The following is a 24,779-nucleotide window of genomic DNA, read 5'->3' on the forward strand; positions in this document are numbered from 1 at the left end:
TATGTTCTTTGTTTCATTAGGGTTATAACCAGCTTCCTGCGTGTGCGATGGTGAACCACGCAAGCCCCGAACCTAAGCATGCGCCGGCCAAAATGTCGCCCGGATAATGCACACCAAGCGCCACCCGAGAAAGGCCGATAGCGGCAGCCCAGGCATAAACAATCGGCGCCCAAGTTGGCATCAGCACACTACACATACCGGCAAACATAAATGCAGCCGTGGTGTGCCCCGAGGGAAAACTAAAGGTGTCGTGCGCCACAATAATGGCCTTAAACCTGCTGTTCTTTTGATAAGGTCGTTGGCGCTTTAGGGTATTTTTGAGGAACCAATAAATGGGCAACTCAAGGGCAAAGCCGACCAATAAGAGCGTAAGGAGAGTGAGTGCGTCGGGATCATTCAGCATTACCGCAATAAGTACGGCGAGCGCGTAGCCATAACCGTCACCACTGCGCGAAACCCAGCGCGCAAGGGTTGTGCGTTTTCCTTCGCCAGGCTTTTTCAAGTGTCGAAATAGCCAGTAAAACAATGCTTCGTCTGCTTGGTGCAAGCTCACTAACCAACGCATACTGTCGCCCTCTACTTAAATTACGGGCAAGCTTATCCACTTTTCATGAAGGTTTTGTTACGGCGGAGTGATTATTTTATGAACAAGTGTTTTATGAACAATTGCTGCACTTTATCTGTTCAAATGTCTTGGCGCTTTTTCAACAGAAGTGGCATGATTCGAGTCCGCACAAATACAACGAGGAACAGCACATGAAGCTTTACGGTAGCTACACATCACCTTTTGTTCGCCATTGCCGCGTGGCATTAGACGAATGTGGTGAACAATATCAATTTGTAGAAACCGACTATAGCCAAAGTGCCGCAGGAAGCCCCGCCAAACGCGTTCCTTTTCTTACCATTGGTGAGCTCAAGCTGCACGACTCTTCGAGCATTTTAAAATACATTCGCGAGCACAGTGGCAGCGAATTTATGACCGATCTTGTAGACTTCGACCGGTATTGCCTGATCAACACCGCGCTCGACACCTGTATTAATGTGTTTTTGCTCGAACGCGACGGCTTTACTGTCGAGCAAATTCCTTACTTAGAGCGCCAGCAAAGCCGTATACACGCCATTTTGAGCGAACTCAACGCTATCAACTGGGGCACAACACCTCGCTGGAACGACGTAACTATTCGTTTAGCTTGTTTTCTCGACTGGGCTCTATTTCGAGAGCGCTTGGATCTGTCGGAATATTCAAACTTGCTCGCTGTTCTCGAGTTTGCACATACACAACCGGTATTTTCGGCAACTGCGCCCCCTAAGAGCTAAGCGCAAACGACCATGAATACCGATCGCAAAGCGTTAGTGTACGCCCTTAGTGCCGTGCTTTTATGGTCTACGGTGGCGACCGCTTTTAAAATCACCTTGCAATATTTAACCCCGTTGCAAATGGTAGCAGCGGCGTCGAGCGTGTCCGCCTTCGTTATCGGCAGTTGGGTTCTATTACAAGGGCAAGCACGGCACATTTGGCCGACACTGAAAAAGCACCCGGTTTATTTTTTTATTTTAGGTGCCATCAACCCAGCTATTTATTACCTCATTTTGTTTGAAGCTTATCGGTTACTCCCTGCCTCACAGGCCCAGCCACTCAATTATACGTGGGCAATTGCGCTTACTTTGCTGGCGGCCGTAGTGCTCAAACAACGTATTCGCAAGCGCGACTGGGTAGCCTGTATTTTGGGGTACGCCGGGGTTGCTATCATTGCTACACAAGGAAAGTTCGACAGCTTTGCACACATAGCATGGGCCGGTGTAGGGCTGGCATTGGTGTCTACCTTCCTATGGGCGGGCTATTGGATACTCAACGCCAAACACCAGAGCGACCCGGTTATAACGTTATTTTTGTGTTTTGCGCTGGCTTCACCACCGCTCGTTATGGCGGCATCAGCCTTGCAAGGTTGGGCTGGGATTCCGTGGCAAGGCTGGCTAGCCGTTAGTTATGTGGGAGTGTTTGAAATGGGGGTAACCTTCGTGCTTTGGCTCTATGCCATGCGCCTCACGCAAAACACATCCACCATTAGCACCTTAATTTTCTTGTCGCCTTTTATTTCGTTGTTGCTACTTAAAGTTTTTTTAAACGAGCCCGTTGGGCTGGCAACTGTAGCGGGGCTAGCGCTCATTGTTTGTGGGTTGTTGATTCAACAGTGGCAGCGCAAAGAGAGCAGCCCACCACCGGCAGCTATTGAACCACCGTCGGCTCCTTAATTCTTAATAAAAGACGGATTGTAAGCCATAACCTGATTACGCCCCTTCTCTTTGCCTTGGTAAAGCGCTAAATCGGCCCGCTGCATCCATAACTCGAGCGACTTGTCTTGCGTATTGCCTTCGTACACACCAAAGGTTGCGGTTACGCTTAAGTTTTCGCCGCGGTATTCAACCTTCATATGTTCAAGCTCAGCACGGAGCGCTTCGCATACCTGCTGCGCCCCCTTTAGCGAAGTGCTTGGCAATAGAATTGCGAATTCTTCACCCCCCCAACGGCTGAGAATATCTTGCTCCCGTAATTGGCGACGTAAAAGCTTGCTCAGTGAGGTTAATACGAGATCGCCCGCTTCGTGCCCATAAGTGTCATTAAACCGTTTGAAATAGTCGACGTCGAACAACACCAAAGACAGCGGCTCTTGGTGGCGAGCCGAATGTGCCACCACCCAATCAAACTTTTCACTAAAGGCTCTTCTGTTCGGTAACCCCGTTAAGTAGTCGGTTTGTGACTGTTCTTTCAGCTGCTTCGCCAAGGTTTCTAGTTCTTGTGTGCGCTCTTTTACCTGCTGATCAAGCCTTCGGTTCATACGCGCCAAGGCCAAAAAGCGCAGCCGCGTAATACCTACCGACAACACGATTACCAGCAATACACCTAAAAACCAAACCCATGGCGCCTCCCACCACGGTCCTTTTACCGTTACCTGAATGCGTAAGGGTTCCGGTGCTCGCGTTCCTAAACTATTACGGCCTTCAATTTCTATGGTGAACTCACCAGGGGGTAGTTGCGTAAACGTAAGCTCTCGTAAATTCGACCATGTACTCCAGTCGTTATTAAGCCCTAACACGCGATAACGCCCCGTATTATAGGTCGCACTTTTAAAGTCGAGCACACTAAAGCGCACCACTAAGCTGCGGTGGTCGCTGTTTAGCTTTAGTTCGGGGTAGCGAAAATGAACCTTGCCGGTAATGTCTTGGTCGTTTAACCAGAGCCGGCTTAACGCCACGTGAGGGGCTGTTCGGTCAATCTCGAGCGCACTCGGTAGAAAATCTACAGCGCCGCGAACGGTTCCTGCAATGACACGGCCGCGACTGTTCACGTCAACCGCTGCGCGCACAAACTCCATTGCGGGTAAACCGTCATTCACACCGAAATTCAGAAATTGTTGGCTTTCTTGCTCAAACAACGACAGCCCTTGGCTGGTGGTGACCCATAATTGTTCTTTATTTTCAGCGGAAAGGCCCGGTGCACTGGTAATACCGAGAACACGATCAGAAGGAAGCCCGTTCGCTTGCGTAAACCGCTCTATAGTGCGGCCTTCAATGTTAAAACGAAAGAGGCCCGACTCACTACAAAGCCAAAGTTCGCCAGCGCTATTCGAGAACAAACACAATAGCCCGTCGCTGGGTAGCGTACCCTGCCAGCCTTGCCGGTGCGAAAGCTCGGTAAAAGAGATCCACTGCGAGCCCCCCCGTGGTTTATGATACAAGCCGGAAAAGCGAGTAAGCATCCACAAACCTCCACCGTCCATTTCAATGAAGTCGTAAATTAAGTCACCGCGTAAGTCGTCTAGTGCGGTAAAGTCCCAGGTTATCTGTTCTGTAGTGCCCCGTACTTGGCTGACTTTCGCTAACCCGCGGCCCCAAAATCCGAACCAGAGTTGCTTTTGCGAATCTTGATAAATGTCTGTTACTGCAGTGGCCTCAATATTTAGCGCCCGCAAAATATCCGTAGCCTCTACAAAGTCAGTAGCCTGAGGCTCTGGTTTCGCGTCGATAAAATAGAGCGAGGTATTCGTAGCTATCCATGTACGGCCACTTTGGTCGGTAAAGATGCTCTCCGCACGACGTGCTGCACTGCCTTCCGGATAGGGCCAATGGAACCAACTTTGATCAACCGCGCGGTAACGAACTACGCCATTCGGTACACCAAACCAAATATCGTCATTCCAAGCCACATGTACGGCACTCATATTACGTTGCAGCAGCGGTTGAATAGCCGCCGGCACGGAGGCTGCAGTATTGCGGAAATTATTGCCCCGCATGCTACTTTGCAAAATGCCTTGGTCGCGCGCGCCCAGCCACAAAGAGCCGTTGGTGTCGGTTGCGATACGCCGAATATCCAAGTCGGCGGCATGAATAAAGTGCCCTTCGTTGTCGCTAATATAACGGTGGGTGCTCATATTCACGCGGTAAAGGCCACTCTCTGCGCCCACCCAAAGCTGGTTGTTACCTGCAGGATAAAGGGTGTTCACTTGCGGTGGCGTTAAATTCGCGCCGTCTGGAAAATCAACCGCTATAAACGCGCCGCGGTCTACATCGAATTCGAACAAGCCGCCGTCGATTCCCAACCAGAGCCTATCATTCACTACCCGAATGGTTCGAATTTCATTAATGCGGTTGTTGCCCAAACGCTCGGGGAAGGGAATGTAATGCTGCCAGTTGTCGCCGCTCATCGACATACGATACAAGCCAGAGGTGGTTCCTACCCACAATGCATTATCAAATTCTGCCATGCGCCAAATGCGCTCTGCATATATAGGGCTACTCGGTTCCACGCGCTTTACGTTACCGTTCTCCGCCACCGCCAAGCCATTGAGTGTGCCCGCCCAAATTCGCCCTAAGCTGTCTTCAAACAGGGTTTGAACGCGGTCGTCGGGTAATGCGCTATTTTCACTATTGAACACTTGGAACCGGTTCTGCTCATGCTGCCAAAGAAATAACCCCGAACCCCAAGCAGCCGCCCACAGCTGGTCGTTCGCACTGACCAATACCGCCGAGTAACTCACACGATCAAGTTCCTCGTTGTCGCCCTCCCAGCGAATGAGCTGGTAGCCGTCATAACGCAATAAGCCGTCGGTATCGCCAGCAAACCAAAGAAAGCCCTGTGCGTCTCTGTAAATGTCGTATACCGACGACTGGCGCCCGCCCGAGTTCGTCGGCGAAACGCTCAAAGGCATGGTGCTCTGCTGCCACACTACTCGGGAAGAAACATAAAGTAAGGCAGAGCGCCAGCAGCGCTCGAGCAAGAAAAGGCATAAACAACTCACTATTTTAGGTAAGTTCACATAGTAAAGCATTCTCAAGGAAAGGAAAACCACGCCGGCACTAGCGTTTTGGCGGCTTTTCCCTCATCATTCTGCTATCCACAGTTCAAGACAGTTGCTTTGCTTATGGAACATCTACACACGCTAGGGGCGCAGCTTTTTCAAACCGACCGCTTGCTGCAAGCTGCACTTATTCTCACCGCATTATTGTTCAGTATTATGACTGCGCGGCGTTGGCGAAGTATTTTTAATAGCCGTCTTACGCAAAGCAAAGGTATAGCGCGGGTACTTTTACGGAGCGCCGACCGGGTGGTTTGGCCGTTAGTTTTGCTGTTGGTGTTAAAAGTAGGTGAGCTCGGGTTTATTAGCCTAGGCATTGAAAGTATTGCTATTACCTTTTTACTGCCTTTGGTTGCTGCCTTTGCCGGTGTTCGCTTGGCCGTGTATCTGTTACGCAAAACCATTTCTGGCGGCCCCTTGTTAAAAGCTTCCGAAAACTTTATCGGGTTAATGATTTGGCTGGTTCTAGGGCTTCACCTCGCAGGCTTACTACCCGGCGTACTTGCAGCCCTCGACAGTGCAGCAATTTCTGTGGGTAATGTGCGGTTATCGATCCTCTCAGGCTTAAAGTTGTTCGCTCTTATTATTATTGCGCTCAGTATTGCCGGCCTTGTGTCGAAGGCCATTGAACATCGGTTGGCGGAAACCACGGTTATTAATGCTTCCGCCCGCGTGGGGTTATTGAAGTTTCTCAAGTTTGCACTGGTCACTGTTGCGGTGCTGGTGGCACTCAGTTCAGCGGGTATCGACATGTCGACCTTTGCCGTGTTTGGCGGCGCGCTCGGTGTGGGCTTAGGCTTTGGTTTACAACGTATTGCTGCGAACTTTATTAGTGGCTTTATTGTGATCTTCGACCGCTCAATTAAGCCGGGCGACGTAGTTACCATTGGTGAACAGTTCGGCTGGGTGCAAGAGCTGAAGTCGCGTTACATTGTATTGCGCAACCGCGACGGTGTAGACACCCTCATTCCAAACGAAAACTTAATTATTAACGAGGTGATTAATTGGAGTTACTCCGACACCAACGTTCGCATTAAAATACGCGTTGATATTGACTACAACGACGATCCGGAGAAAGCCATGGAACTGGTAACCGCATGTGCAAAGGCCTCGGATCGGATTTTAAATGACCCACCGCCGCGCACCAACTTTGTTAACTTTGGCGACAGCGGCATGACATTAGAGCTGCGCTGCTGGATTGCCGATCCTGAAAACGGCCAAGAGAACATTCGCTCGGCTGTTCGGGTCGCCATTTGGAAGGCGTTTAAAGAGCATGGTATTACTATTCCGTTCCCACAGCGCGATTTGCATCTAAAATCTTTACCCGACGGCATTGCCGCCGAAGACTTCGCCATGGCCTTGAAACAGGAAAAACCTTAATTATGTTTCGTTGGTTTGAATCTAAACTCGACCCATTTCCGCCCTTAGAGCCTTCACAGCCGCCGAAGGGATTTTTCGCTTTTTGCTGGCATTTCACCCGCGGTTCTGAACGGTTTCTTATTGCAGTTGCGGTACTCATGGCGTTAGTGGCCATTACCGAAGTGTGGTTGTTCGCCTTCCTCGGCAACATTGTCGACTGGTTGTCGGTGCAAGAGCGCGACCAGTTTCTTGCGAATGAGGGTTTGAAACTCTTGGGTATGAGCCTCATTGTGGTGCTCGGTTTACCGCTATTAGTGTGGTTCCAGTCGCTCATTATGCACCAAACGCTGCTTGGTAATTACCCCATGCGCATTCGCTGGCTCGTGCACCGCTACCTTATTAAGCAGTCTATGAGCTACTACCAAGACGAGTTTCCAGGCCGCGTTGCCACCAAGCTGATGCAAACCGCCTTGGCCGTGCGGCAAGTGGTGGTCAGCCTCATTGAAGTAGTGAACTACATTGGCGTGTACTTTATTGCCATGTTTTTCATTATTGGTAGCGCCGATTTACGTTTAGTGTTGCCTTTACTCGCTTGGGTCATTGTTTACGGTCTGCTGCTTTACTACTTTGTGCCGCGGCTTGGCAAGGTATCAGCAGAACAAGCCGACGCGCGCTCCATTATGACCGGCCGCATTGTCGACAGCTATACCAATATTCAAACGGTCAAGCTGTTTTCCCACGGTAACAGGGAAACTCGTTTTGCCCGTGAAGGTATGGACGACTTTCTCGTGACCGTGCACAAGCAAATGCGCTTGGTTACCAAGCTTTATGGTTGGCTCTATGTCATCAACTGTTTACTGTTGTTCGGTTCAGCGGCGCTAGCTATTGGTTTGTGGTTGCATGAAGCCGTTTCACTGGGCGCGGTCGCTATTATTATCGGCCTTGTGCTGCGCTTATTTGGCATGTCGCAAATGATTATGTGGCAGCTTACCCAGCTCTTTGAAGCAATAGGCACGGTTCAAGACGGTATTAATTCAATCGCCGTTTCTCGCACTGTGGAAGACATTCCCAATGCGCCAGCACTCGAAGTTCAGCAAGGGCAAATAGAATTTCGCAATGTGGGCTTTCACTATGGCAAAGAAAGCGGGGTACTCGAAGCCTTAAACCTCAACATTAAGCCTGGCGAAAAAGTTGGCATTGTCGGTCGCTCTGGCGCGGGCAAATCAACCTTAGTGAATCTTCTTTTACGCTTCTACGACGTACAAAGTGGCGAGATTCTTATCGACGGGCAAAACATAGCTACGGTTCAGCAAGACACCCTGCGCCAGCACATTGGTATGGTGACCCAAGACACCTCCTTATTGCACCGTTCGGTACGCGACAATATTTTGTATGGTCGCCCCGACGCTAGCGAAAGCGACATGATAAGCGCAGCGAAACGGGCGCATGCCCATGACTTCATTGAACAGCTGTCCGACCCGAGCGGCAGAACCGGCTACGACTCTCATGTGGGCGAGCGTGGCGTGAAGCTTTCAGGAGGCCAACGCCAGCGGGTAGCAATTGCACGCGTTATGTTAAAAGACGCGCCTATTTTAATACTCGACGAAGCGACATCTGCGCTCGATTCCGAAGTAGAAGCCGCTATTCAAGATCACTTGTATCAACTTATGCACGGAAAAACGGTTATTGCTATTGCACATCGGCTTTCCACCATTGCGCAAATGGACCGCTTAATTGTAATGGAGCAAGGAAAAATCATTGAAAACGGCAGCCATGAGGAATTGCTGGCGCAAAATGGGCTCTACGCACAACTTTGGAAACGCCAGTCGGGCGGTTTTATTGCCACCGAACTTGACGACACAAAAACATAACCCATTGATTTACAATAACTGGCGGCAAACTGTCATACGCCAGTTTGCTGCCTGTCGGCAGGCTGACGGCGATTTTAAGAACCAACACAGATGTAATGCATACGTCTTTTAACCGTATGCAGGAAACAACAAATGAATAACGATAATCACAACAGCGACACCACCGCACAAAACAACGAGAAGAACATTAAGCTTTCCGCGTGTGAAGTGTATTTTGAACACCAAGGGCGAACCATTAAACTTTGGTTTTCAAGCTTTAGTGGCAAAGAAGAAATATATATTAACGGTGAGTTAGTTTCCCATAGTCGCAGCTGGCGGTTCAAAAACACCCATCGCTTCACATACGAGGGTACCAACTACGAAGTTGAAGTGGGCGTGCGTAACTGGAAATGCTTGTTCCAAGGTATTTATTACATTGAACTGCGCGCCAATGGCCTGTTAATTGATCAAGACGAAATTAACTACATGTTAACCTTGGGCGCGATGGAAGACAAAAAAGGAAAAGAGAAGTTTTCTTGGCGTAAATTCTTGCTCTCTTTGCTACCTTTCTTCCTTTTTGGCGCTGGAGTTGGCTTTGTTGTCGGCTTCTTTTCATAAGGGAGCAGGCTATGATTATTCACACGTCTGTAGTAAAAGAAGCACGAACACAGCGCGGCTGGACGCAACAGCAATTAGCCGAAGTTACGGGGTTAAGCCTGCGTACTATTCAACGGGTAGAAAGCCAAGGCCAAGCCTCAGTAGAAACCTGTAATGCATTATGCGCTGTACTCGAGATTACCCGCGACGAGCTGCTGGTGAATACAGCCGAACGCCGCAGTAGCCCATACAGTACCGGTTTTGTTGTTGCTATTTTAGCTGCCGTTGGAATTGGTTTTGCAAGTGGTGTAGTGCTTACGCTAGTGCTGCAGTAATTCTGAAAATAGGAGTATTCAATGAAGTATTTACACACCATGGTTCGCGTAAGCAATTTAAACGCTTCGTTAACGTTCTTTCGCGACGGTTTAGGCCTCGAGCTCGTGCGCCAGAAAGACTACGAAAAAGGGCGTTTTACCCTTGCCTATTTAGCGGCACCGGGCGACCCCGAAGCCGAACTAGAACTCACCTACAACTGGGACCCCGAAGAATATACGGGTGGCCGTAATTTTGGTCATGTGGCGTATCGGGTGGAAAACATTTACGAATTATGTGAGCACTTACAAAACATGGGAGTAACCATTAACCGTCCACCACGTGACGGGCATATGGCATTTGTGCGCTCACCCGACGGCATTTCCATTGAGTTACTGCAAGCAGGCGAGCCATTGCCGCCACAAGAGCCATGGGTGTCCATGGAAAACACCGGAAGCTGGTAATGATGACAAGCGGTCCGTATCCGCCACGGGTACAAGCCGAACAAAGCAATGTGCAGCGCTTCTTTCAACAAGTTGCGCGCCTTGCTTTGTTAGCCCTCGTGCTTATGCCGGCGTTTCATTACGGTAATTTGCCCGAGCAAATTCCGCAGAACTTTAATGCCGCAGGAGAATTTCGCGGCATGGGAAGTAAAATCTGGATCTGGCTCTTACCGGCTATTGGGGTGGTAGTATTCTTTGGTGCGAATTGGCTCACCAAATGGCCTCACAAACATAATTACCCCGTTCATTTGACCGAACAAAATGCACCGCGGATTTACGGTATTAGTAATTGCCTATTATGGTTTGTTGCCGCCGTACTGCTTACTTTGTCGGCATTCATTACGCATGTGTACATACAAGCAGCACTGGGAATTGCCAACGCCGCAGGAGCTGTAGGCGTTATTTTGTTGTTCTTGGCCATTCTTTTTGCTGGCATTTTTTACTTCATTGGAAAAATGTTCAAAGCCCAGTAATGGGTACTAGCAAGCAAAAAAACTCCGCCCAAGCCAAACTACCGCAAGGGCGGAGTGACAAAGCCTTACTCTTCAGCAGGATTGAGCACGCGGCCTAAAAACAAGAGGGCCCCCGTTACGTCGTCTTGTATTGCAAATAAAAATGGCCGATCAACGGTAAGCTGCGCTTCTGCAACCGGAATACTGGTTACTCCACCTATAGCGGCCGACGCTGCAGACGCGGTGGTGCCTTTTTCATTTACATGAATCGCAGCCATGTGCTGAACAGCGGTTAAATAGAGGTTGTAAGCGCCGTTTATGCCAGAAAAGTCGGCTAGCGCGGGGTTAAAGGCATGCTCCATACCCCGCTCGCTGAGTAGTTCATTTAAGCGAGCTTGGGTGGTGAAAGAAAAGGCGGGCAAGCCGAAGTCGACAACTTTACTTTGTAAGGCATTACGCACCTGTTCGAGCTGAGCACGTGTAAGGTTTTGTTCGAACTGCTCAAATTCTCCGGCGTTCGGTACCATCACTACCATGGAAAGCTCATGGCCGGCATAAGGCAAGCGCACAACCTCAAGGCCGGGTAACTGCGCATAACCCATGCTCTCTACTTGCCGCATCATTTGCACATTCACACTCTCGCCATTGCCGGTATAAAAAGGCTCGGAATATTCAGGGCTGGTGGTGAAGGGCGCTCGCCACTGGGCGTTCATATAAATAGCATTCACCAGTACAAACGCAGTGTCGCTACTTATTTGCCCTTCTGGAATTAGCGGTTTAATCATGTCGTTGGTTTGCTCGGCTACCCATTGGTTAATGCTTTTGCGTGCCAACTCAGGGGCGCCGTAGAAATCAGACAAATGCACCCCCGCACCATAATAACCTGCAAGGGTGTCGAGTAAAGCCAACTGCGGCTCTGTATTTTGGTCCAGCCACAGAACATTAGCGTTATTCAATGCTACGCCGTAGTTTGCTTGCAGTTGCCTATTCCGCTGCGCTAATGCTTGGCTTAACGCGTTAAAGCCTTCATGAACTGCGTTTGTGGCTTGTTGAAAGTGAAGTGCGCTGGCCATTTGTTCAGCCGTTTGTTCTGCGGCACCGGCATAGGCCATAGCCATTACGGTGGAAATAGAGTAGGGGCTGTACACCACATTTTTGCCCTTCGTTTCTGGCGTATTCGCAAGGCTCTGGTAAAACGAAAGAGCAAACTCAGTATTGTTCTGAATAAAGGTATTAAATTCCGGCGCACCCACGCTGGCAGTATGGCGAGGAACGCTCGACATCACGGCCTCAAATTCAGGCTGAGACGCTGCTTGTTCGTTTTCGGAACTGCCATTACAACCGGCTAGCCCCACACTCAACGCCACGCTCAGTGCGGTCATATTGAGTAATATTCGGCTTCGTTTTAAGTTAAATAAATGCATAATTTGCCTCCGTTTTTTATCGTACTTTGGGTAGCATTTTTCTGTCAGAATGCTTCATCAGTAGTAACAGCATAGAAACAGCGGGGCTGAAAAACTGTTAAAATATACCCACACTTTGTAAAAGAATGTCAGCCGTAGCTGCTAAGCTCTGCGCCCTTTGCTAAAGTCGCTCCATACCGAACGAATACCACGAGGCAAACGCATGAATGTAATCCAACGGGCCTGTATGTTGTTGCTTTTGGCCTGTTTTGCAGCACAGGCAGCTGAGCCTAGCCCGGAGCAAACGCCCAGCCAAAGCTCTATTTGGGGCATTGGGCTTGCCGTTGGTGTTGGCGAACGTTCGAACCCACTTTATGGTGGCGAGGATATTCCCTTAGTGGTGCTGCCCGAGGTGTTTTATTACGGCGAAAAGCTCTACTTCGACAATGGTCGCTTGGGGCTCTATTTCTACGAAAAGCCCACTTATGAATGGAGCCTCGCGGTTCGCCTTAATCCGGAACGCGCCTATTTTAGCCGCCGCTATTTGGGCAATTGGCTGAGCGACCCATTTGCGCCACGCTCTGGGCAAGGCCAAACGCTCAGTGTTCCCCTCGACGAGGGCGTAGTGGCCGGCGGTGAGCAAAGTTCGGTAACCGTTGAAACCCTGCAGTCACGAGACTGGTCACTCGACGGCGGCATCCAACTCGACTGGGAGCCGCATCGTCGCTGGTTAGTGCGTGCCAACCTCTGGACCGACGTTACCAACCGACACGGTGGTCACAACGCACAAGTGCAACTTTCGCGCATGGTCAATAGCAACTTCGGTCAGTGGACCTTACGTGCCGACCTCGACTGGAAAAGTAGCGCCTTGATTGACTACTACTACGGCGTGAGCGCGCTTGAAAACGCTTACTCCTACGCCGGTAAATCGGTGTTACAACCCTCCGTGGGGTTGTATTGGAACTACCCGCTGAATGGTCACTGGCGCATGCTCGGTTTTGCGCGTAAACAATGGTTAGGTAGCGGCATGAGCGACAGCCCACTGGTGCGCGACACCAGTGTTCACTCGGTATTTTTGGGGGTGGGTTATCGTTTTTGAGCGCCTTAAAATAGCCGGCGGGGTACTGCTGCTCGGTTTGTTCGCCAGCACCGTTCTTGCCAACGAAGATGAGCCGCTGTGCGACAACCCGTTTTGTTTGCGCATTGTACCTACCGTGTGTGTAACACAAACGCCAAAAGACAAATGCGAGCAGGAACTCACACTGTGGTGGCAAGCGGAACGACAAATTCAAGCCTGTGCGTATGTAAACAACCGTTTGTTACAGTGTTGGCAACCGCAAAGTCGCGCGCAGTGGCAAGGCGAAATTGACTGGCCGAGTGAAGGAACCATAAGCATTACCGACGAAAGTGGTGCTATTGTAGCGGAAGCGTTTATTAGTGTTCAAAGCTTACAACCCCGGCGCCGACTCGGCAGCCCTTGGAGTGTTTTTTAATGAACAAGAAGATTGTTCTTGCAGAAGACGACCAAAAACTAGCCCGCCTGATCCTCGACTACCTAGAGCAGAATGGCTTCAGTGTGAGTTGGGAGCCGCGTGGTGACCGTGTACTGCACGTGGTTCAACGCATGCAGCCAGACCTTATTATTCTCGACCTTATGCTACCGGGCCGCGACGGTTTTGAATTGTGCCGCGACTTACGGCAAACCTTTCAGGGCCCGATACTTATGTTTACCGCGCGCCAAAGTGACATTGATCAAGTGCTCGGTTTAGAGTTAGGTGCTGATGATTATGTAGTAAAGCCGGTGGAACCGCGCGTTTTGGTGGCGCGAATTAACGCTTTGTTAAGGCGCACGCACGACGTAAGCCACAAAGTGCAAAATGCAGCAGCCGAGTTAAGTTTTGGTGCCTTAGTGTTAAAACCCAAAAGCCGCGTAGCAACACTTCACAACCAAGCGCTCGATCTCACTAGCCATGAATTTGAACTCTTGTTGTACCTTGCTGAGCGCGCAGGCACTGTGGTTACCCGAGAACAAATTCACCGCGACATTATAGGCCGCGAATACGACGGCCTCGACCGCACCGTAGACATGCGCGTTTCGCATATTCGCAAGAAACTTGGTGACGACCACCAAAAACCAGAAATGCTGAAAACCATTTGGGGCAAAGGCTATTTACTGGTTCCTGAAGCTTGGAGCGAGTAACGCGTGCGTAGGCTGCTAGTTCAGTTCTATATATTCCTACTCTTTGCGGTTGTCGGCTTAGGCTGGAGCTTGGAGCAAGTATGGCGCGACAAACAGCCACAAACACCCGAGTGGGTTGCGCCTTTTTCAGAAGCCATTGCATTTAGCGCCAACCGCCTTGGCAATGCGGAGCAAGTAAGTGAGCTGCTCGGCCTCGAGGTGATTATTCTGCCTTTAAATTCGGTTGCTTGGCCGGAACAAGAGCAGCAACGGCTTGCTGCCGGTGAAACCATTGTGCTTTTTAACAGCATGCAGCAAATCTATTTGTACCAACAACGGCAAAGCGCTACCGGCTCTTCTGAATTATGGCGGGTTGGGCCCATTGGCGAACCTGTGGCTGCACCAACCTATTGGTACCATGTCCTTTATTTTATTTTGCTGGCGCTACTGGCGAGCTTTTGGATTTGGCCGCTAACTCGCGATTTACGCTTACTCGAAAAGCACCTTGGCCAATTACCCCAGCAGCAAGACCAACCCTTTATGTTGTCGAAACGCTCACTTATTCAACCGTTAGCGAAAAGCTTTAATAGCATGCGAAGCCAGATTAAACATTTACTGAGCCTGCAAAGGGAACTCACCCGTGCCGTTTCCCACGACTTAAGAACACCGCTAGCGCGAATGAAATTTTCACTGGCTATGCGCGCTGAGAAAGGCGACAACGTAGAAATGTTAAAGGAAGACGTAGTTGAAATGGAACAGTTAGTCGACACCTTGCTCGACTACGCCAAGCTTGAGGGCCAAGAAAACTTGCTTCATGTCAGTACAGTAAATATTACTGAGTTAGCTATAAACTTAGCCGAAAAACTAAACCAAATGCCCGGCCCTGCTGTACAAGTTAAGAGCCCGCACGAATTATGGCTTGCCGGAGACGGCCATTACTTAGAGCGAGCGCTGCAAAATTTAATTTTAAATGCGCGCCGACACGCGAAAACCAAAGTACAGGTAATCACAGAAGCACGCAAAGAGCATGTTTATGTGCATGTAGACGACGACGGAGAGGGTATTGCCGAGCCGGATCGACAGCGAATTTTACAGCCCTTCGTTCGCCTGGAAGAGAGCCGCTCTAAAGCGTCGGGCGGCGTGGGTTTAGGGCTAACCATTGTTGCCCGCATTGTAGAATGGCATCACGGCCAATTACGAATAGATACAAGCCCATTCGGCGGCGCGCGGTTTTCTTTAATACTACCGGTAAAACATACCGCCGCGCGCCAAGAACATATTCATTGAGGAGCATTATGTCTAACAACAGCTATACACCACCTAAAGTTTGGCAGTGGGACCGAGAAAGCGGCGGCAAGTTTGCTGCTATTAATCGGCCTATTGCAGGAGCCACCCACGAAAAAGAGCTGCCGGTTGGTAAACACCCATTGCAGCTTTATTCCTTAGCAACGCCAAACGGAGTAAAAGTAACCCTAATGCTTGAAGAGCTGCTGGAAAAGGGCATTAAACAAGCAGAATACGACGCGTGGATTATTAACATTTTAGAAGGCGAACAGTTTAGCAGTGGTTTTGTGGCGGCAAATCCGAACTCCAAAATACCCGCTTTAGTCGACTACAGCACCGAAAAACCAACACGTGTATTTGAGTCTGGTTCTATCTTGCTGTACTTGGCTGAAAAATTTAACGCGTTTTTGCCCACCACGCCGGCAGAGCGAACCGAATGCTTAAACTGGCTGTTTTGGCAAATGGCCAGCGCTCCTATTCTCGGTGGCGGCTTTGGCCATTTTTACGCTTATGCACCCGAAAAGTACGAATACCCAATTAATCGCTATACCATGGAAATAAAGCGCCAGCTCGACGTGCTCGACAAACAACTGGCAACAAACCCATTTATTGCCGGCGAGCACTACAGCATTGCCGACATGGCCATTTGGCCTTGGTACGGCGCTCTGGTGAAAAACGAGGTGTATGAAGCAGCCGAATTTATCGAGGCGCACAGCTATAAAAATGTGCTGCGTTGGTGTAACCAGATAGCCGAGCGCCCGGCGGTAAAACGTGGCCGCATTGTTAACAAAAGCTGGGGCGAACCCAGCGAGCAGTTACGCGAACGCCACAATGCTAACGACTTTCTCACCCAAACAGAAGACAAACGCGCTAGCGAATAATCTCGAGTTCAGGTGCGTGAGTGGCAAACCATTCACGCACTTGTGGCATTTGTTCAATGGGGAATAGATAGTCGGAACTAAATTTCGAAGTGTAAGGAAACTGAATATAACCATAGCGCTCGTCGTATTCGCTGAGCGCTACTTTTCTCACGATATCGAGGCTTACGGCTTCCATACCGACCCGCAATAAGTCGCCCTCGCGAGACAACAGGCCAAGCATATCTTTAGTTTTGTCGGCAGGCAATTTACTGCTCCACATGTCTGGAAACAACAACCACATCATTAATACCCAACTGCCGGTATAACGCAGCACTTCGGTGCCCCAAACCAGCACCGACGCGCCAAAGCCACCCAGCAAAATTAAAAAACGTGTGCGGCGGCTAATTTTATTCATTCGATCAACGTAACGCATAAAATCCCAAGGTTATTGAATTAGCTTAAAAAAAATAATACCACTCACGCACATTCAGCGCACTACCCAAGCGCAAGCAAAGATCAAAAAGAAATCTTATTGACAATCATTCTCATTAACGTTTAATATGCGCTCGTTTTCCAATCCTACACATCATTGAGGACCATTATGCGCGCTGTAAACTATCGTCGCTCTCTAGTTGCTCAAGCCGTTTTGCTTGCAACATTGCCCTTTTCTTTGAATGCCTTTGCTCAAAATAGCGAGGCTGAGAACGAGCAGGCCGAAGACAAAGAAACCGTTTCCCCCCGCATGGAGGTTATTCGTGTAGTAGGCGAACGTGCCGCTCACCGTTACGACGAAACCGGCTCGGTTATTGTATTAAACCAAGACGATATTGAACGCGTGCAGCCCTTGTCGACCGAAGACGTGTTGCGCCGCATTGCCGGTATTAACGTGAAAGGCGAAGAAGAAACCTCGATTGTTGCCAACTTTGGTATTCGTGGCCTGTCGGCCAGCGAGTCGAAGTCGCTTGTGCTTGAAGACGGCGTACCGGTAGCACCCGGCTTATTCATTGGCAATGACCGCTATTACAACCCGCGTATTCAACGCATGGGCGGCGTCGAAATTTTGAAAGGATCGGCGTCTTTACGCTATGGCCCCTCCACCATTGGTGGCGTGGTGAATTACATTACTAAAACCCCAGACGACGGGGTTACCGTTTCCGCACGTACCGGTTCGTTTAACATGCGCGAGCTTACCGTAGAAGCAGGCAACACGAATAGTTCCGGCGACGCCTACATGGGTGTAGTGGCAAGCCGCGCCAGCAGCGACGGCTTTATGGATAAAGACTACGACATGACCGACATTATGGTGAAGGCGGGCATGGCCCTAGCGAATAACCAACGCGTGGGCATGAAGTTTTCCTACCACGACAACACCGCCAACATTTCGTACCGTGGCTTATTGCTCGACGACTATCTTGCGGGTGAAACCTATAACCCCGCGCCAGACGACTACTATATTCAAGACAGGGTTGCCTTCGACGTAAACCATGAATGGGACTTAAGCGGTAACATCACCTTAAAAACCCTCGCGTATTGGAGCAATGTGTCGCGTGATTACTGGCGTTATGGAGTAGACACCGCAGCCTCGAATGACGCCGGCCGTTGGGTATACACCGACAGCCTCACCGGTAATAACCGCGCTTTTGAGCGCTTCGGTGTAGAAACACGCTTAGGTATTTTCCATACCCTTATGGGTGCAGAAGCACGTACAGAGTTCGGCCTTCGCTATATGCAAGAAGAGTCTGACGACACTCGCATTGTCGCCACGCGTGATCAAGACCGCACCGGCGTGAATAACCGCCACCGTATCGACTCGGCAGAAAGTTACGCCGGTTATTGGCAAACGCGTTTCGAGTTTTCTGACCGTTTCGCGGTAACACCGGGCGTTCGCGTAGAAAGCTACGAGCAGCAACAGGTGGTATTAACGCAAAATAACGCGTCGGCAAAAACCACCAACACCGAAGTACTTCCGGGCGTGGGCGCAACCTATGAACTTACTCCGTCTATGCAGCTCTACGGCGGTGTTTACCGTGCATTCTCGCCGGCCTCAAATGGCGTAGCGCTCGACGGCCTTACCGACCAAAACCTCGACGGCGAACGCTCTACCAACTATGAAATTGGTATTCGCGGGAGCGCAGAACGCGTGAACTACGAAGTTGCAGCATTCTTTATGAATTTTGCCAACCAAGTGGTCACCGGTAACAGCGACCCGAACTTGTCACAGTCGAATGCAGGTGAAACAGAACACTACGGTATGGAATTTCAAGTCGCCGTAAACTTAGGTGCAGGCTTTAGTGTCGACACCAACGCAACTTGGATTCCAGAGTCGAAGTTCACCACCGGCGACTTTAACGGTAACCGCTTGCCCTACGCTCCGGAGTGGGTAGCAAACGCAGCCTTAAACTACAGCAACAATAAACTTAATGCTGCCGTGGTGGCGCACTACCGTGGCGAACAGTATGGCGACCCAAGTAATTTGGAAGCCATACCCACTGGAGCGGCGGGTGGTATTTGGGGAGGCCTCATGCCGTCGTATACCGTGTACGACTTTATGACTCAGTATGAAGCCATGCCTAACCTTACCCTATACGGTTCAGTGAAAAACTTAACCGACAAGCGCTATATTGCCGGCTTACGCCAAGGTATTTATGTAGGGCCAGAGCGTAGCGTAGAAGCCGGTGTGCGATACCGCTTCTAAGCGTTAGCGAAACACCTGACCGCCGGAAGGAACACCGCCCGTGGATGAGCCACCGGCGGTGTTTTCATATCTGGCTTGTTTGTTCTTAGTGCATGCGTACAATAGCGCTATGGCTAAACCTCGTAAAAAACTACCCACACGCTCCGTCAACATTTCCTGCGCTGCGTGCAAAACCCTTCTTTACAAATATAGGAAGGGCGGTAAGGGTGCCCTGGTAAAATGTTTCGTTGAACGCATTACCGAAGACCAGACAACCAAGGCTGGAGTATGTCCTCAATGTGAACAAACATTCGCCCGCGAAACCATGATTCGAGGTGCGCCAGCATTTAAAATTATCGGTGGTAAAGTCACTGTGAAATAGGGCATCCGTGTCATGTTCAGTAAACTTAGTATGTTCGTACTTGCGCCGCTCCTGATACACCAAGGCAAGCGCGTTCGCGCCCAAACCCTGCGTTTACCCGAAGCGGCGGGGCCGCGCTCTGGGTTTACTTCAGCCCCAAATAATGCGGAATCAGCACCATGGTCGGTATTAGTATTGGGTGACTCAGCTGCGGCCGGTGTCGGCTGCGAAACGCAAACAGAGGCGGTTTGTGGTCAATGGGTGCGAGAGTTACAACAACAGCGAGACGTACATTGGCAGTTGATCGCACAGTCAAGCTTAACCTGTAGCGGCATTCTCGCCTTACTCAAGGCGAGCGCGTTAACCATTCCCACCCAACCGCTCAACAAGGTTTTGATTTCCGTCGGCGTGAATGACGTTACGCGGCGAACGCCGTTAGCACAGTGGAAACGAGATTTGCTGGAGCTTACGAACTACTTAACCACTGAACTGGGGAGCGAGCAGATTATTTATACCAGCTTGCCGCCTATGCACGCATTTCCAGCGCTCCCGCAGCCCTTGCGCTGGTTTATAGGCCAACAAGCCAAGCAACTCAATCGGGCGCTGAAAACCCATTGCCAAGGGCAGCCCAATACCCACTTTCTGAATTTCGATATTCCATTCGAAGCCAAGTATATGGCCAAAGACGGTTATCACCCCTCCAAAGAAGCCGCCCGTATTTGGGCAGAGCAGGCAGTTAAGGCCACTGCATAGCTGCGTGTAAGATTCTCAAAATTCGCACATGGGAGTCCATAATGTCATAAATTAGAACATAACTTTCATTCAACATAATCGTATATGAATTCCCGGTCCCTAATTGCTTCAATTGACCACTGAATAAAGCTCATTTCGTCGTATTCAGTGCACGCTGAGTAGCCGCACGTCGAGCGGCAAATTGAGCTTCAACGTCAGCTTCAGAGCGAAGTTGTAGCACAGCCTCCTATAGCTCTTCATTTAAAATCCCTTGCATACCTAGATTCTCTAGGCATAGAATGCACACCTAGAACAACTAGGCATAAAAAGGTGGGTGCAATGAATCTTTCAAAAGACTTGGTAGCGGCTTCGTCCACGCCTTTGGTACTGGGCATTGTGGCCGAGGGTGAAACTTACGGCTATGAAATAGTGAAGCGAGTAGAGATGTTGTCGGGTGGGCAGTTGTCTTGGACCGAAGGCATGATGTATCCGCTGCTGCACAGGTTGGAGCAGCAAGGGCTATTGGAAGCACGTTGGCGGATTGCCGAAACGGGGCGTAAACGAAAATATTACGGCCTTACCGAGCTTGGGTTAAAAAGCTTGGCGCAGCAGCAACAACAATGGCAAATGATTAATAACGCGCTCGCTCGAGTGTGGGACAACCTCAACAATGCGGCAAAAACTGGCTCTTTAGGAGCTCGCTCTTCAGGAGGTAATGGCAATGAATTCCAACCCGCCTAATCCATTTCACCTCACCGAAAGCTTGCACCAATGGCGCAGCCAGTTAGCGCGCAATCCGGCGTTAAAAAGCGAAGATCTCGACGAACTAGAAGACCACTTACAAAGCCACATTGAAGCCCTCACAGCTGCGGGGTTAAAGGCCGACGAAGCCTTCTTAATTGCCTGCAAGCGGGTAGGGGAAGTGAACAACCTCAGTGAGCAATACGCAGAAGTGCATTCTGGGCGTTTGTGGCACAACTTATTTCAAGCTTCCGAAACACATCGAAATCCGCTCGATCTTATTGTAGTGCTGGTATTAGCTGTGGCTGCCGCCGCCCTCTTCAAGCTCCCCGACTTACTCGGTTTTGCGCCGGTCGAGTCCGACACTGAATTCTTTTATATTCGTAACATCAGTTTATTCTGCATTCCTATGTTGGGGTTCTACTTCGTGTATAAACGCGAGCTTGGTAGGGCAGGTTTTGTAGTGTGGGCGGCCAGCGTTGTTGCGCTCGCCTTGGTATTGAACCTCTACCCCTTTCAAGCCATAGAAAATAGCCACTCCACCTTACTGCTTGCCGCTTTACATGTGCCCATTGTGCTCTGGTTCTTGGTGGGCGTGTTGTACACCGGCGACTACTGGCAAAGTACCGCAAAGCAAATGAACTTCATTCGGTTTTCCGGCGAGTTCGTTATTTATTATGTGCTCATTGCCCTTGGCGGCGCTGTTGTCGCCTTGTTCACCCTCGGTATGTTTTCGTTCATCGGCATTCATGTGGAATGGTTTGTGCAGCTCTGGCTCATTCCCTGTGGAGCTATGGGTGCGGTGGTGGTTGCAGGCTGGTTGGTGGAAGCAAAGCAGTCGGCCATCGAAAACATGGCACCGGTGCTTACACGCTTATTTACCCCCATGTTTGCCGCCTTACTCTTGGTCTTTTTAATCACCATGCTGGTCACCGGGCGCAACTTCGACATTCAACGCGAATTGCTGATTGGTCTCGACCTGATGCTGGTGTTGGTGCTCGGGCTCGTGCTTTACGCCGTGTCGTCTAGGGAGCCGGCGGCACCGGTAAACTATTTTGACAAGCTACTGCTGCTCCTGATTGTGAGTGCGCTGGCCGTGAATATATTGGCGCTCGGTGCCATGATTGGTCGCATTTCCCATATGGGCTTTACCCCCAATCGAGTTGCAGCCTTAGGTGAAAACATCGTATTGCTGGTGAGCTTGACCGGTTATGCGTGGCTTTACGGTCAATTTTTGCGGCGACGTATCGGTTTCCACAGCATTGAACGCTGGCAAACCGGATATGTGCCCGTATACGCCGCATGGGCGCTCATTGTGGTGGCGGTATTTCCGCTGGTATTTGGCTTTGCGTAAGTTAAATGCGGAGGCGGAGCCTAGCGTTCGGATCAACGGAAAGTGAGGTTTCAACCAAAGAACAGCGCGGGACTGATTTGAAAACGCTTAGCCAGCCGTTCAATATGGTCTCGGGTTAAGCGTTTATTCCCCTTTAAAACCTGCGATACCATGCTTTTCTTACCAATTTCCGCCTCAAAATCGGTGGTATTTAACCCGTGCTGCTCCATCAATACCATTAGCGTCGCTACCGCAGGATCACTTACATTAAGCTGTTCGTTAAATTCCGAGAATAATTCGGCTTGTGATTCGTAACGCGCAATAGCGTTCCCCAGCGCCTCAATGGCAACTAAGTTTGTTTCATCATCTTCTAACAAGGCTTCCATAAGCAAAAGTGCCTGCTCATGCTCCGCTTTGTTATGAATTTCGCGCAACAAAGGAGCTCGAAGATTAAGTTCGGTAATTAAAGCCTTAATCTCTGCTGTGACTTCTGCAATGACTAGCATGGGCTCGCTCCTAGTTTCTATACTTCCTGCAAAGGTCATCGTACTCTGCGTGAGTAACAATGTGTTTCACAAAGACTCGATTAAACCTGAATTCAATAAAGGCCATTAATCGTAAATGATTTCCACTGATGTCAATCACCCACCACTTGTCTTTGTATTTAAAGTTATCCAATGTTTTGAATACCGCTCTAAGTGCTTCAGGACTTCTAAACTCACCTTTATTCAATACGTTATACGTTGCAATAATTGCCCGAGCGTGGGCAGGATATTTCTTCATTGCCTCTAAAAAAGGCCATTTTGATATCACATGCATGAACACCCCGTTTACTACTGGTAAACTATAGCAGACTCGCGGCAAGTTTACCAAGAGTAAACTTGAGCTTTGTTCGGTTTCACCTATTGTTTATCAAGAACGAAGGGAGCACTAGTGGGCAATCGCTGAAAATTCCGCAGAGGGCTTCACATTCTCCTGTGTGGGCATGGGATGAGCGCCGACACGGCATTGTTGGAGATTAAACACTCCATTGCACACCCAGTTAGGGTTCGTATTCAGCCAAGCTAGTTGATCATTCTGAAAGCCCATCGCCACAGCGGGTTCGCGCAGGTAACCTGCCGCTAATAAAAGTGTTTCATCACCTCGATTATTTGTAGACCAAGCTCCTTTGGCGAGCTTTATACCGTGTTGCTCGATCTCAGACTTGGTCATACCAAGGCGAATACCAGTGAAAGACCGCCGCAACTGCCGAGTCATTAAGGCATCCGGCCCTTGGGTAACGACCATGGCAGGAATGATATAGAGAACCGGCGGATAAAGCGCCACCATGGTACCAAACATAAAGTAGCCACCGTAGTCGGCTGGCGAAGTTGAATTGTCGGCGAGCTGCAAATCACCCTCGGTGTCAGGCAATTGTAAGCGCTCACTTACTACTTTGCTTGTGTATTCCTGCAAGCACGATTCCACATTAAAATTTTCAGCTAAAGGAAACTGCGTACAAGCGCTAAATTGGAGCCCCCGCGAACCGTGGCGCGTTACGGCAACTAACTGGTCGTTTTCAAATAAAACCGTTACCCGCTCATTTCCGTGGGCATACACCTGTGCCGAATACGCATTCTCACCAAGCAGGTATCGCAACGCTGCAACGGGCTTTTGCGCATTACCTGCCCACTGCTCGGCAGGTTGCTCATACGCCAAATTCGCTGCTTGGAACTCCGGTACCGTTTGGCAAGCTAATAGAAACGTAACTGAAAACACCGTTAATACTGAGCGAAATCCATGTTTCATTGTAATTTTCCCTTTATTTTTTTATTTTCTTCGCAATCAGCTAGCGCTTTAACGCGCCCATAAAACCCAGTAAGGCACTTACCAATGCACTCGCTAAGGCAATGGAAACTACCAGAGTAATAACCCCAACCAGCGCTACATACACCACACCGCTTAGTTCCCAGCCTAGCATTGCCAATAGCTTTACTGCGAACCAGTAGCTTGGCAAACCAACCACCACCACTAACCCTAGCCACACTACAAATTGATTCCGCAGCCGTTGCCAGCGAGTTTCGGTTCCTCGTTTCATATTATCCTCATTACAACGGGTTTTAGGCACTATCGAATCGTGCTTAGTCCATTCGGTACGCTATCATTACTTCGTTACGGCGCGCAAATGGCTTTCGCCATGGTGGATCATATCGGGCTACTTCTGGGCTGGCGATGGGCGTTAAACCATTTTCAAGCATCCATGTTTGCAGCGCATTGGCAATTTGCGCACTGCTATCGGCGTTTGCCCAGCCCGAGAAGGCAACCACAGCATAGTGAGTTGCTGGAACTTCACGTATTTGAATATTGGCATTGTTCGGCTTAGGTAAGGTGTCAACGGTATACTGGCTCGGCATTACAAAGTGTACCCTCCACCGTTCTCCGTCGGGTTGCAGCGTTACCGGCGCAGTCATGGCAATACTCTGGCTCTCGCTCTGGGGTTTAGCTTTAGGCTCCGGCTGCAACGTTACCGGGCTGGTCATGCCAATGGCTTCTCGTTGCCCGTAATTTGTACTTACAACCGACCTATTGTTGCCAAAAATAAAGTCTGCCAACCGCTGAAAACCTTGCCCTGAAGCATTATTCATTGAACCCTCAACCCAGGTTTCCGCCACTAACATAGGCTCATAACGCCGCAGCTCTACATAACCATAACGCGCCAAAACCTCATATTCCGGCTCTTCTGTTGCCTTCACTACAGCGGGAAAAATTGCCATCGAAAACACAGCGACAAAAAGAAAACACCGCC

At 49.8% G+C, this 24,779-nt stretch carries 27 protein-coding genes; 18 read left to right on the forward strand and 9 right to left on the reverse strand.

The window, feature by feature from the left end:
- Positions 1–22: 22 nt before the first annotated feature.
- Positions 23–565: a phosphatase PAP2 family protein gene (locus DQW12_RS04335; RefSeq protein ID WP_113906637.1), complete on the reverse strand. Its 543-nt coding sequence runs from the start codon at positions 563–565 to the stop codon at positions 23–25.
- A 191-nt stretch (positions 566–756) separates the two neighbouring features.
- On the opposite strand from DQW12_RS04335, the gene DQW12_RS04340 reads away from it, so the two are divergent.
- A complete protein-coding gene (locus DQW12_RS04340; protein ID WP_113906638.1) occupies positions 757–1,317 on the forward strand; it encodes a glutathione S-transferase family protein in 561 nt (186 codons plus the stop codon).
- A gap of 12 nt (positions 1,318–1,329) precedes the next feature.
- Positions 1,330–2,253 carry a DMT family transporter gene (locus tag DQW12_RS04345; protein WP_113906639.1) on the forward strand — a complete coding sequence of 308 codons (924 nt, stop codon included), beginning with the start codon at positions 1,330–1,332 and terminating at the stop codon, positions 2,251–2,253.
- Here DQW12_RS04345 and DQW12_RS04350 read toward each other — a convergent pair.
- A complete protein-coding gene (locus DQW12_RS04350; protein ID WP_198683902.1) occupies positions 2,250–5,207 on the reverse strand; it encodes a ligand-binding sensor domain-containing diguanylate cyclase in 2,958 nt (985 codons plus the stop codon). The genes DQW12_RS04345 and DQW12_RS04350 overlap by 4 nt on opposite strands.
- Before the next feature lie 213 nt (positions 5,208–5,420).
- On the opposite strand from DQW12_RS04350, the gene DQW12_RS04355 reads away from it, so the two are divergent.
- The 6 genes from DQW12_RS04355 (at position 5,421) to DQW12_RS04380 (ending at position 10,448) form a co-directional block, all read left to right on the forward strand.
- Positions 5,421–6,734 carry a mechanosensitive ion channel family protein gene (locus DQW12_RS04355; RefSeq protein ID WP_113906641.1) on the forward strand — a complete coding sequence of 438 codons (1,314 nt, stop codon included), beginning with the start codon at positions 5,421–5,423 and terminating at the stop codon, positions 6,732–6,734.
- A gap of 2 nt (positions 6,735–6,736) precedes the next feature.
- Positions 6,737–8,584 (forward strand): ABC transporter ATP-binding protein, encoded by a 1,848-nt coding sequence (locus DQW12_RS04360; RefSeq protein ID WP_113906642.1) that lies wholly within the window; start codon positions 6,737–6,739, stop codon positions 8,582–8,584.
- Between the two features lie 132 nt (positions 8,585–8,716).
- The gene (locus DQW12_RS04365) at positions 8,717–9,181 is read left to right on the forward strand and encodes a hypothetical protein (RefSeq protein WP_113906643.1); all 465 of its coding nucleotides are present in this window, start codon (positions 8,717–8,719) and stop codon (positions 9,179–9,181) included.
- 11 nt (positions 9,182–9,192) lie between these two features.
- Positions 9,193–9,495: a helix-turn-helix domain-containing protein gene (locus tag DQW12_RS04370; protein WP_113906644.1), complete on the forward strand. Its 303-nt coding sequence runs from the start codon at positions 9,193–9,195 to the stop codon at positions 9,493–9,495.
- A gap of 21 nt (positions 9,496–9,516) precedes the next feature.
- A complete protein-coding gene (locus DQW12_RS04375) occupies positions 9,517–9,936 on the forward strand; it encodes a VOC family protein (RefSeq protein ID WP_113906645.1) in 420 nt (139 codons plus the stop codon).
- The gene (locus DQW12_RS04380) at positions 9,936–10,448 is read left to right on the forward strand and encodes a DUF1648 domain-containing protein (RefSeq protein WP_157957847.1); all 513 of its coding nucleotides are present in this window, start codon (positions 9,936–9,938) and stop codon (positions 10,446–10,448) included. The genes DQW12_RS04375 and DQW12_RS04380 overlap by 1 nt, the downstream gene beginning before the upstream one ends.
- 65 nt (positions 10,449–10,513) lie before the next feature.
- Here the strand turns inward: DQW12_RS04380 and DQW12_RS04385 are convergent, their stop codons facing one another.
- Positions 10,514–11,851: a serpin family protein gene (locus DQW12_RS04385; RefSeq protein WP_113906647.1), complete on the reverse strand. Its 1,338-nt coding sequence runs from the start codon at positions 11,849–11,851 to the stop codon at positions 10,514–10,516.
- Between the two features lie 202 nt (positions 11,852–12,053).
- On the opposite strand from DQW12_RS04385, the gene DQW12_RS04390 reads away from it, so the two are divergent.
- From DQW12_RS04390 to yghU, 5 genes are read left to right on the forward strand one after another with little or no spacing between them, the layout of a single operon-like run.
- Positions 12,054–12,929, forward strand: coding sequence for a MipA/OmpV family protein (locus DQW12_RS04390; protein ID WP_113906648.1), 876 nt, complete (start codon positions 12,054–12,056; stop codon positions 12,927–12,929).
- A complete protein-coding gene (locus DQW12_RS04395) occupies positions 12,889–13,323 on the forward strand; it encodes a DUF3019 domain-containing protein (RefSeq protein ID WP_113906649.1) in 435 nt (144 codons plus the stop codon). Before DQW12_RS04390 ends, DQW12_RS04395 begins: the two co-directional genes overlap by 41 nt.
- Complete coding sequence (locus DQW12_RS04400) at positions 13,323–14,030, forward strand: response regulator (protein ID WP_113906650.1); 708 nt, start codon at positions 13,323–13,325, stop codon at positions 14,028–14,030. Before DQW12_RS04395 ends, DQW12_RS04400 begins: the two co-directional genes overlap by 1 nt.
- 3 nt (positions 14,031–14,033) lie before the next feature.
- On the forward strand, positions 14,034–15,296 hold the full coding sequence (locus DQW12_RS04405) for an ATP-binding protein (RefSeq protein ID WP_113906651.1): 1,263 nt from the start codon (positions 14,034–14,036) through the stop codon (positions 15,294–15,296).
- 8 nt (positions 15,297–15,304) lie between these two features.
- On the forward strand, positions 15,305–16,174 hold the full coding sequence (yghU, locus tag DQW12_RS04410; protein WP_113906652.1) for a glutathione-dependent disulfide-bond oxidoreductase: 870 nt from the start codon (positions 15,305–15,307) through the stop codon (positions 16,172–16,174).
- On the opposite strand, the gene DQW12_RS04415 is transcribed toward yghU, so the two are convergent.
- The gene (locus tag DQW12_RS04415; protein ID WP_113906653.1) at positions 16,164–16,568 is read right to left on the reverse strand and encodes a hypothetical protein; all 405 of its coding nucleotides are present in this window, start codon (positions 16,566–16,568) and stop codon (positions 16,164–16,166) included. The genes yghU and DQW12_RS04415 overlap by 11 nt on opposite strands.
- A 186-nt stretch (positions 16,569–16,754) precedes the next feature.
- Here DQW12_RS04415 and DQW12_RS04420 point away from each other — a divergent pair, with 186 nt between their 5' ends.
- The 5 genes from DQW12_RS04420 (at position 16,755) to DQW12_RS04440 (ending at position 22,015) form a co-directional block, all read left to right on the forward strand.
- On the forward strand, positions 16,755–18,848 hold the full coding sequence (locus DQW12_RS04420) for a TonB-dependent receptor family protein (protein WP_113906654.1): 2,094 nt from the start codon (positions 16,755–16,757) through the stop codon (positions 18,846–18,848).
- 109 nt (positions 18,849–18,957) lie between these two features.
- Complete coding sequence (locus DQW12_RS04425; protein WP_113907208.1) at positions 18,958–19,209, forward strand: hypothetical protein; 252 nt, start codon at positions 18,958–18,960, stop codon at positions 19,207–19,209.
- 12 nt (positions 19,210–19,221) lie between these two features.
- On the forward strand, positions 19,222–19,941 hold the full coding sequence (locus DQW12_RS04430; protein WP_113906655.1) for an SGNH/GDSL hydrolase family protein: 720 nt from the start codon (positions 19,222–19,224) through the stop codon (positions 19,939–19,941).
- Between the two features lie 318 nt (positions 19,942–20,259).
- Positions 20,260–20,661, forward strand: a complete 402-nt coding sequence (locus DQW12_RS04435) for a PadR family transcriptional regulator (RefSeq protein WP_113906656.1) — start codon at positions 20,260–20,262, stop codon at positions 20,659–20,661.
- Positions 20,642–22,015, forward strand: coding sequence for a permease prefix domain 1-containing protein (locus tag DQW12_RS04440; protein WP_198683903.1), 1,374 nt, complete (start codon positions 20,642–20,644; stop codon positions 22,013–22,015). Before DQW12_RS04435 ends, DQW12_RS04440 begins: the two co-directional genes overlap by 20 nt.
- Before the next feature lie 50 nt (positions 22,016–22,065).
- Here DQW12_RS04440 and DQW12_RS04445 read toward each other — a convergent pair whose 3' ends face one another.
- The 5 genes from DQW12_RS04445 to DQW12_RS04465 all read right to left on the reverse strand — a co-directional run bounded on the left by DQW12_RS04445 (position 22,066) and on the right by DQW12_RS04465 (position 24,747).
- Entirely contained in the window at positions 22,066–22,500 is a 435-nt protein-coding gene (locus tag DQW12_RS04445) for a helix-turn-helix domain-containing protein (protein WP_113906658.1), read from the reverse strand.
- A gap of 10 nt (positions 22,501–22,510) precedes the next feature.
- The gene (locus tag DQW12_RS04450) at positions 22,511–22,813 is read right to left on the reverse strand and encodes a type II toxin-antitoxin system HigB family toxin (RefSeq protein WP_113906659.1); all 303 of its coding nucleotides are present in this window, start codon (positions 22,811–22,813) and stop codon (positions 22,511–22,513) included.
- A gap of 111 nt (positions 22,814–22,924) precedes the next feature.
- Positions 22,925–23,782, reverse strand: coding sequence for a hypothetical protein (locus tag DQW12_RS04455; RefSeq protein WP_113906660.1), 858 nt, complete (start codon positions 23,780–23,782; stop codon positions 22,925–22,927).
- 40 nt (positions 23,783–23,822) lie between these two features.
- Positions 23,823–24,071, reverse strand: a complete 249-nt coding sequence (locus DQW12_RS04460; protein WP_113906661.1) for a hypothetical protein — start codon at positions 24,069–24,071, stop codon at positions 23,823–23,825.
- Positions 24,072–24,114: 43 nt separating this feature from the next.
- Entirely contained in the window at positions 24,115–24,747 is a 633-nt protein-coding gene (locus DQW12_RS04465) for an SOUL family heme-binding protein (RefSeq protein WP_113907209.1), read from the reverse strand.
- Positions 24,748–24,779 lie beyond the last annotated feature (32 nt).

The organism is Aliidiomarina celeris (genome assembly GCF_003316875.1).
In the GTDB taxonomy this organism is placed as follows: Bacteria; Pseudomonadota; Gammaproteobacteria; order Enterobacterales; family Alteromonadaceae; genus Aliidiomarina; species Aliidiomarina celeris.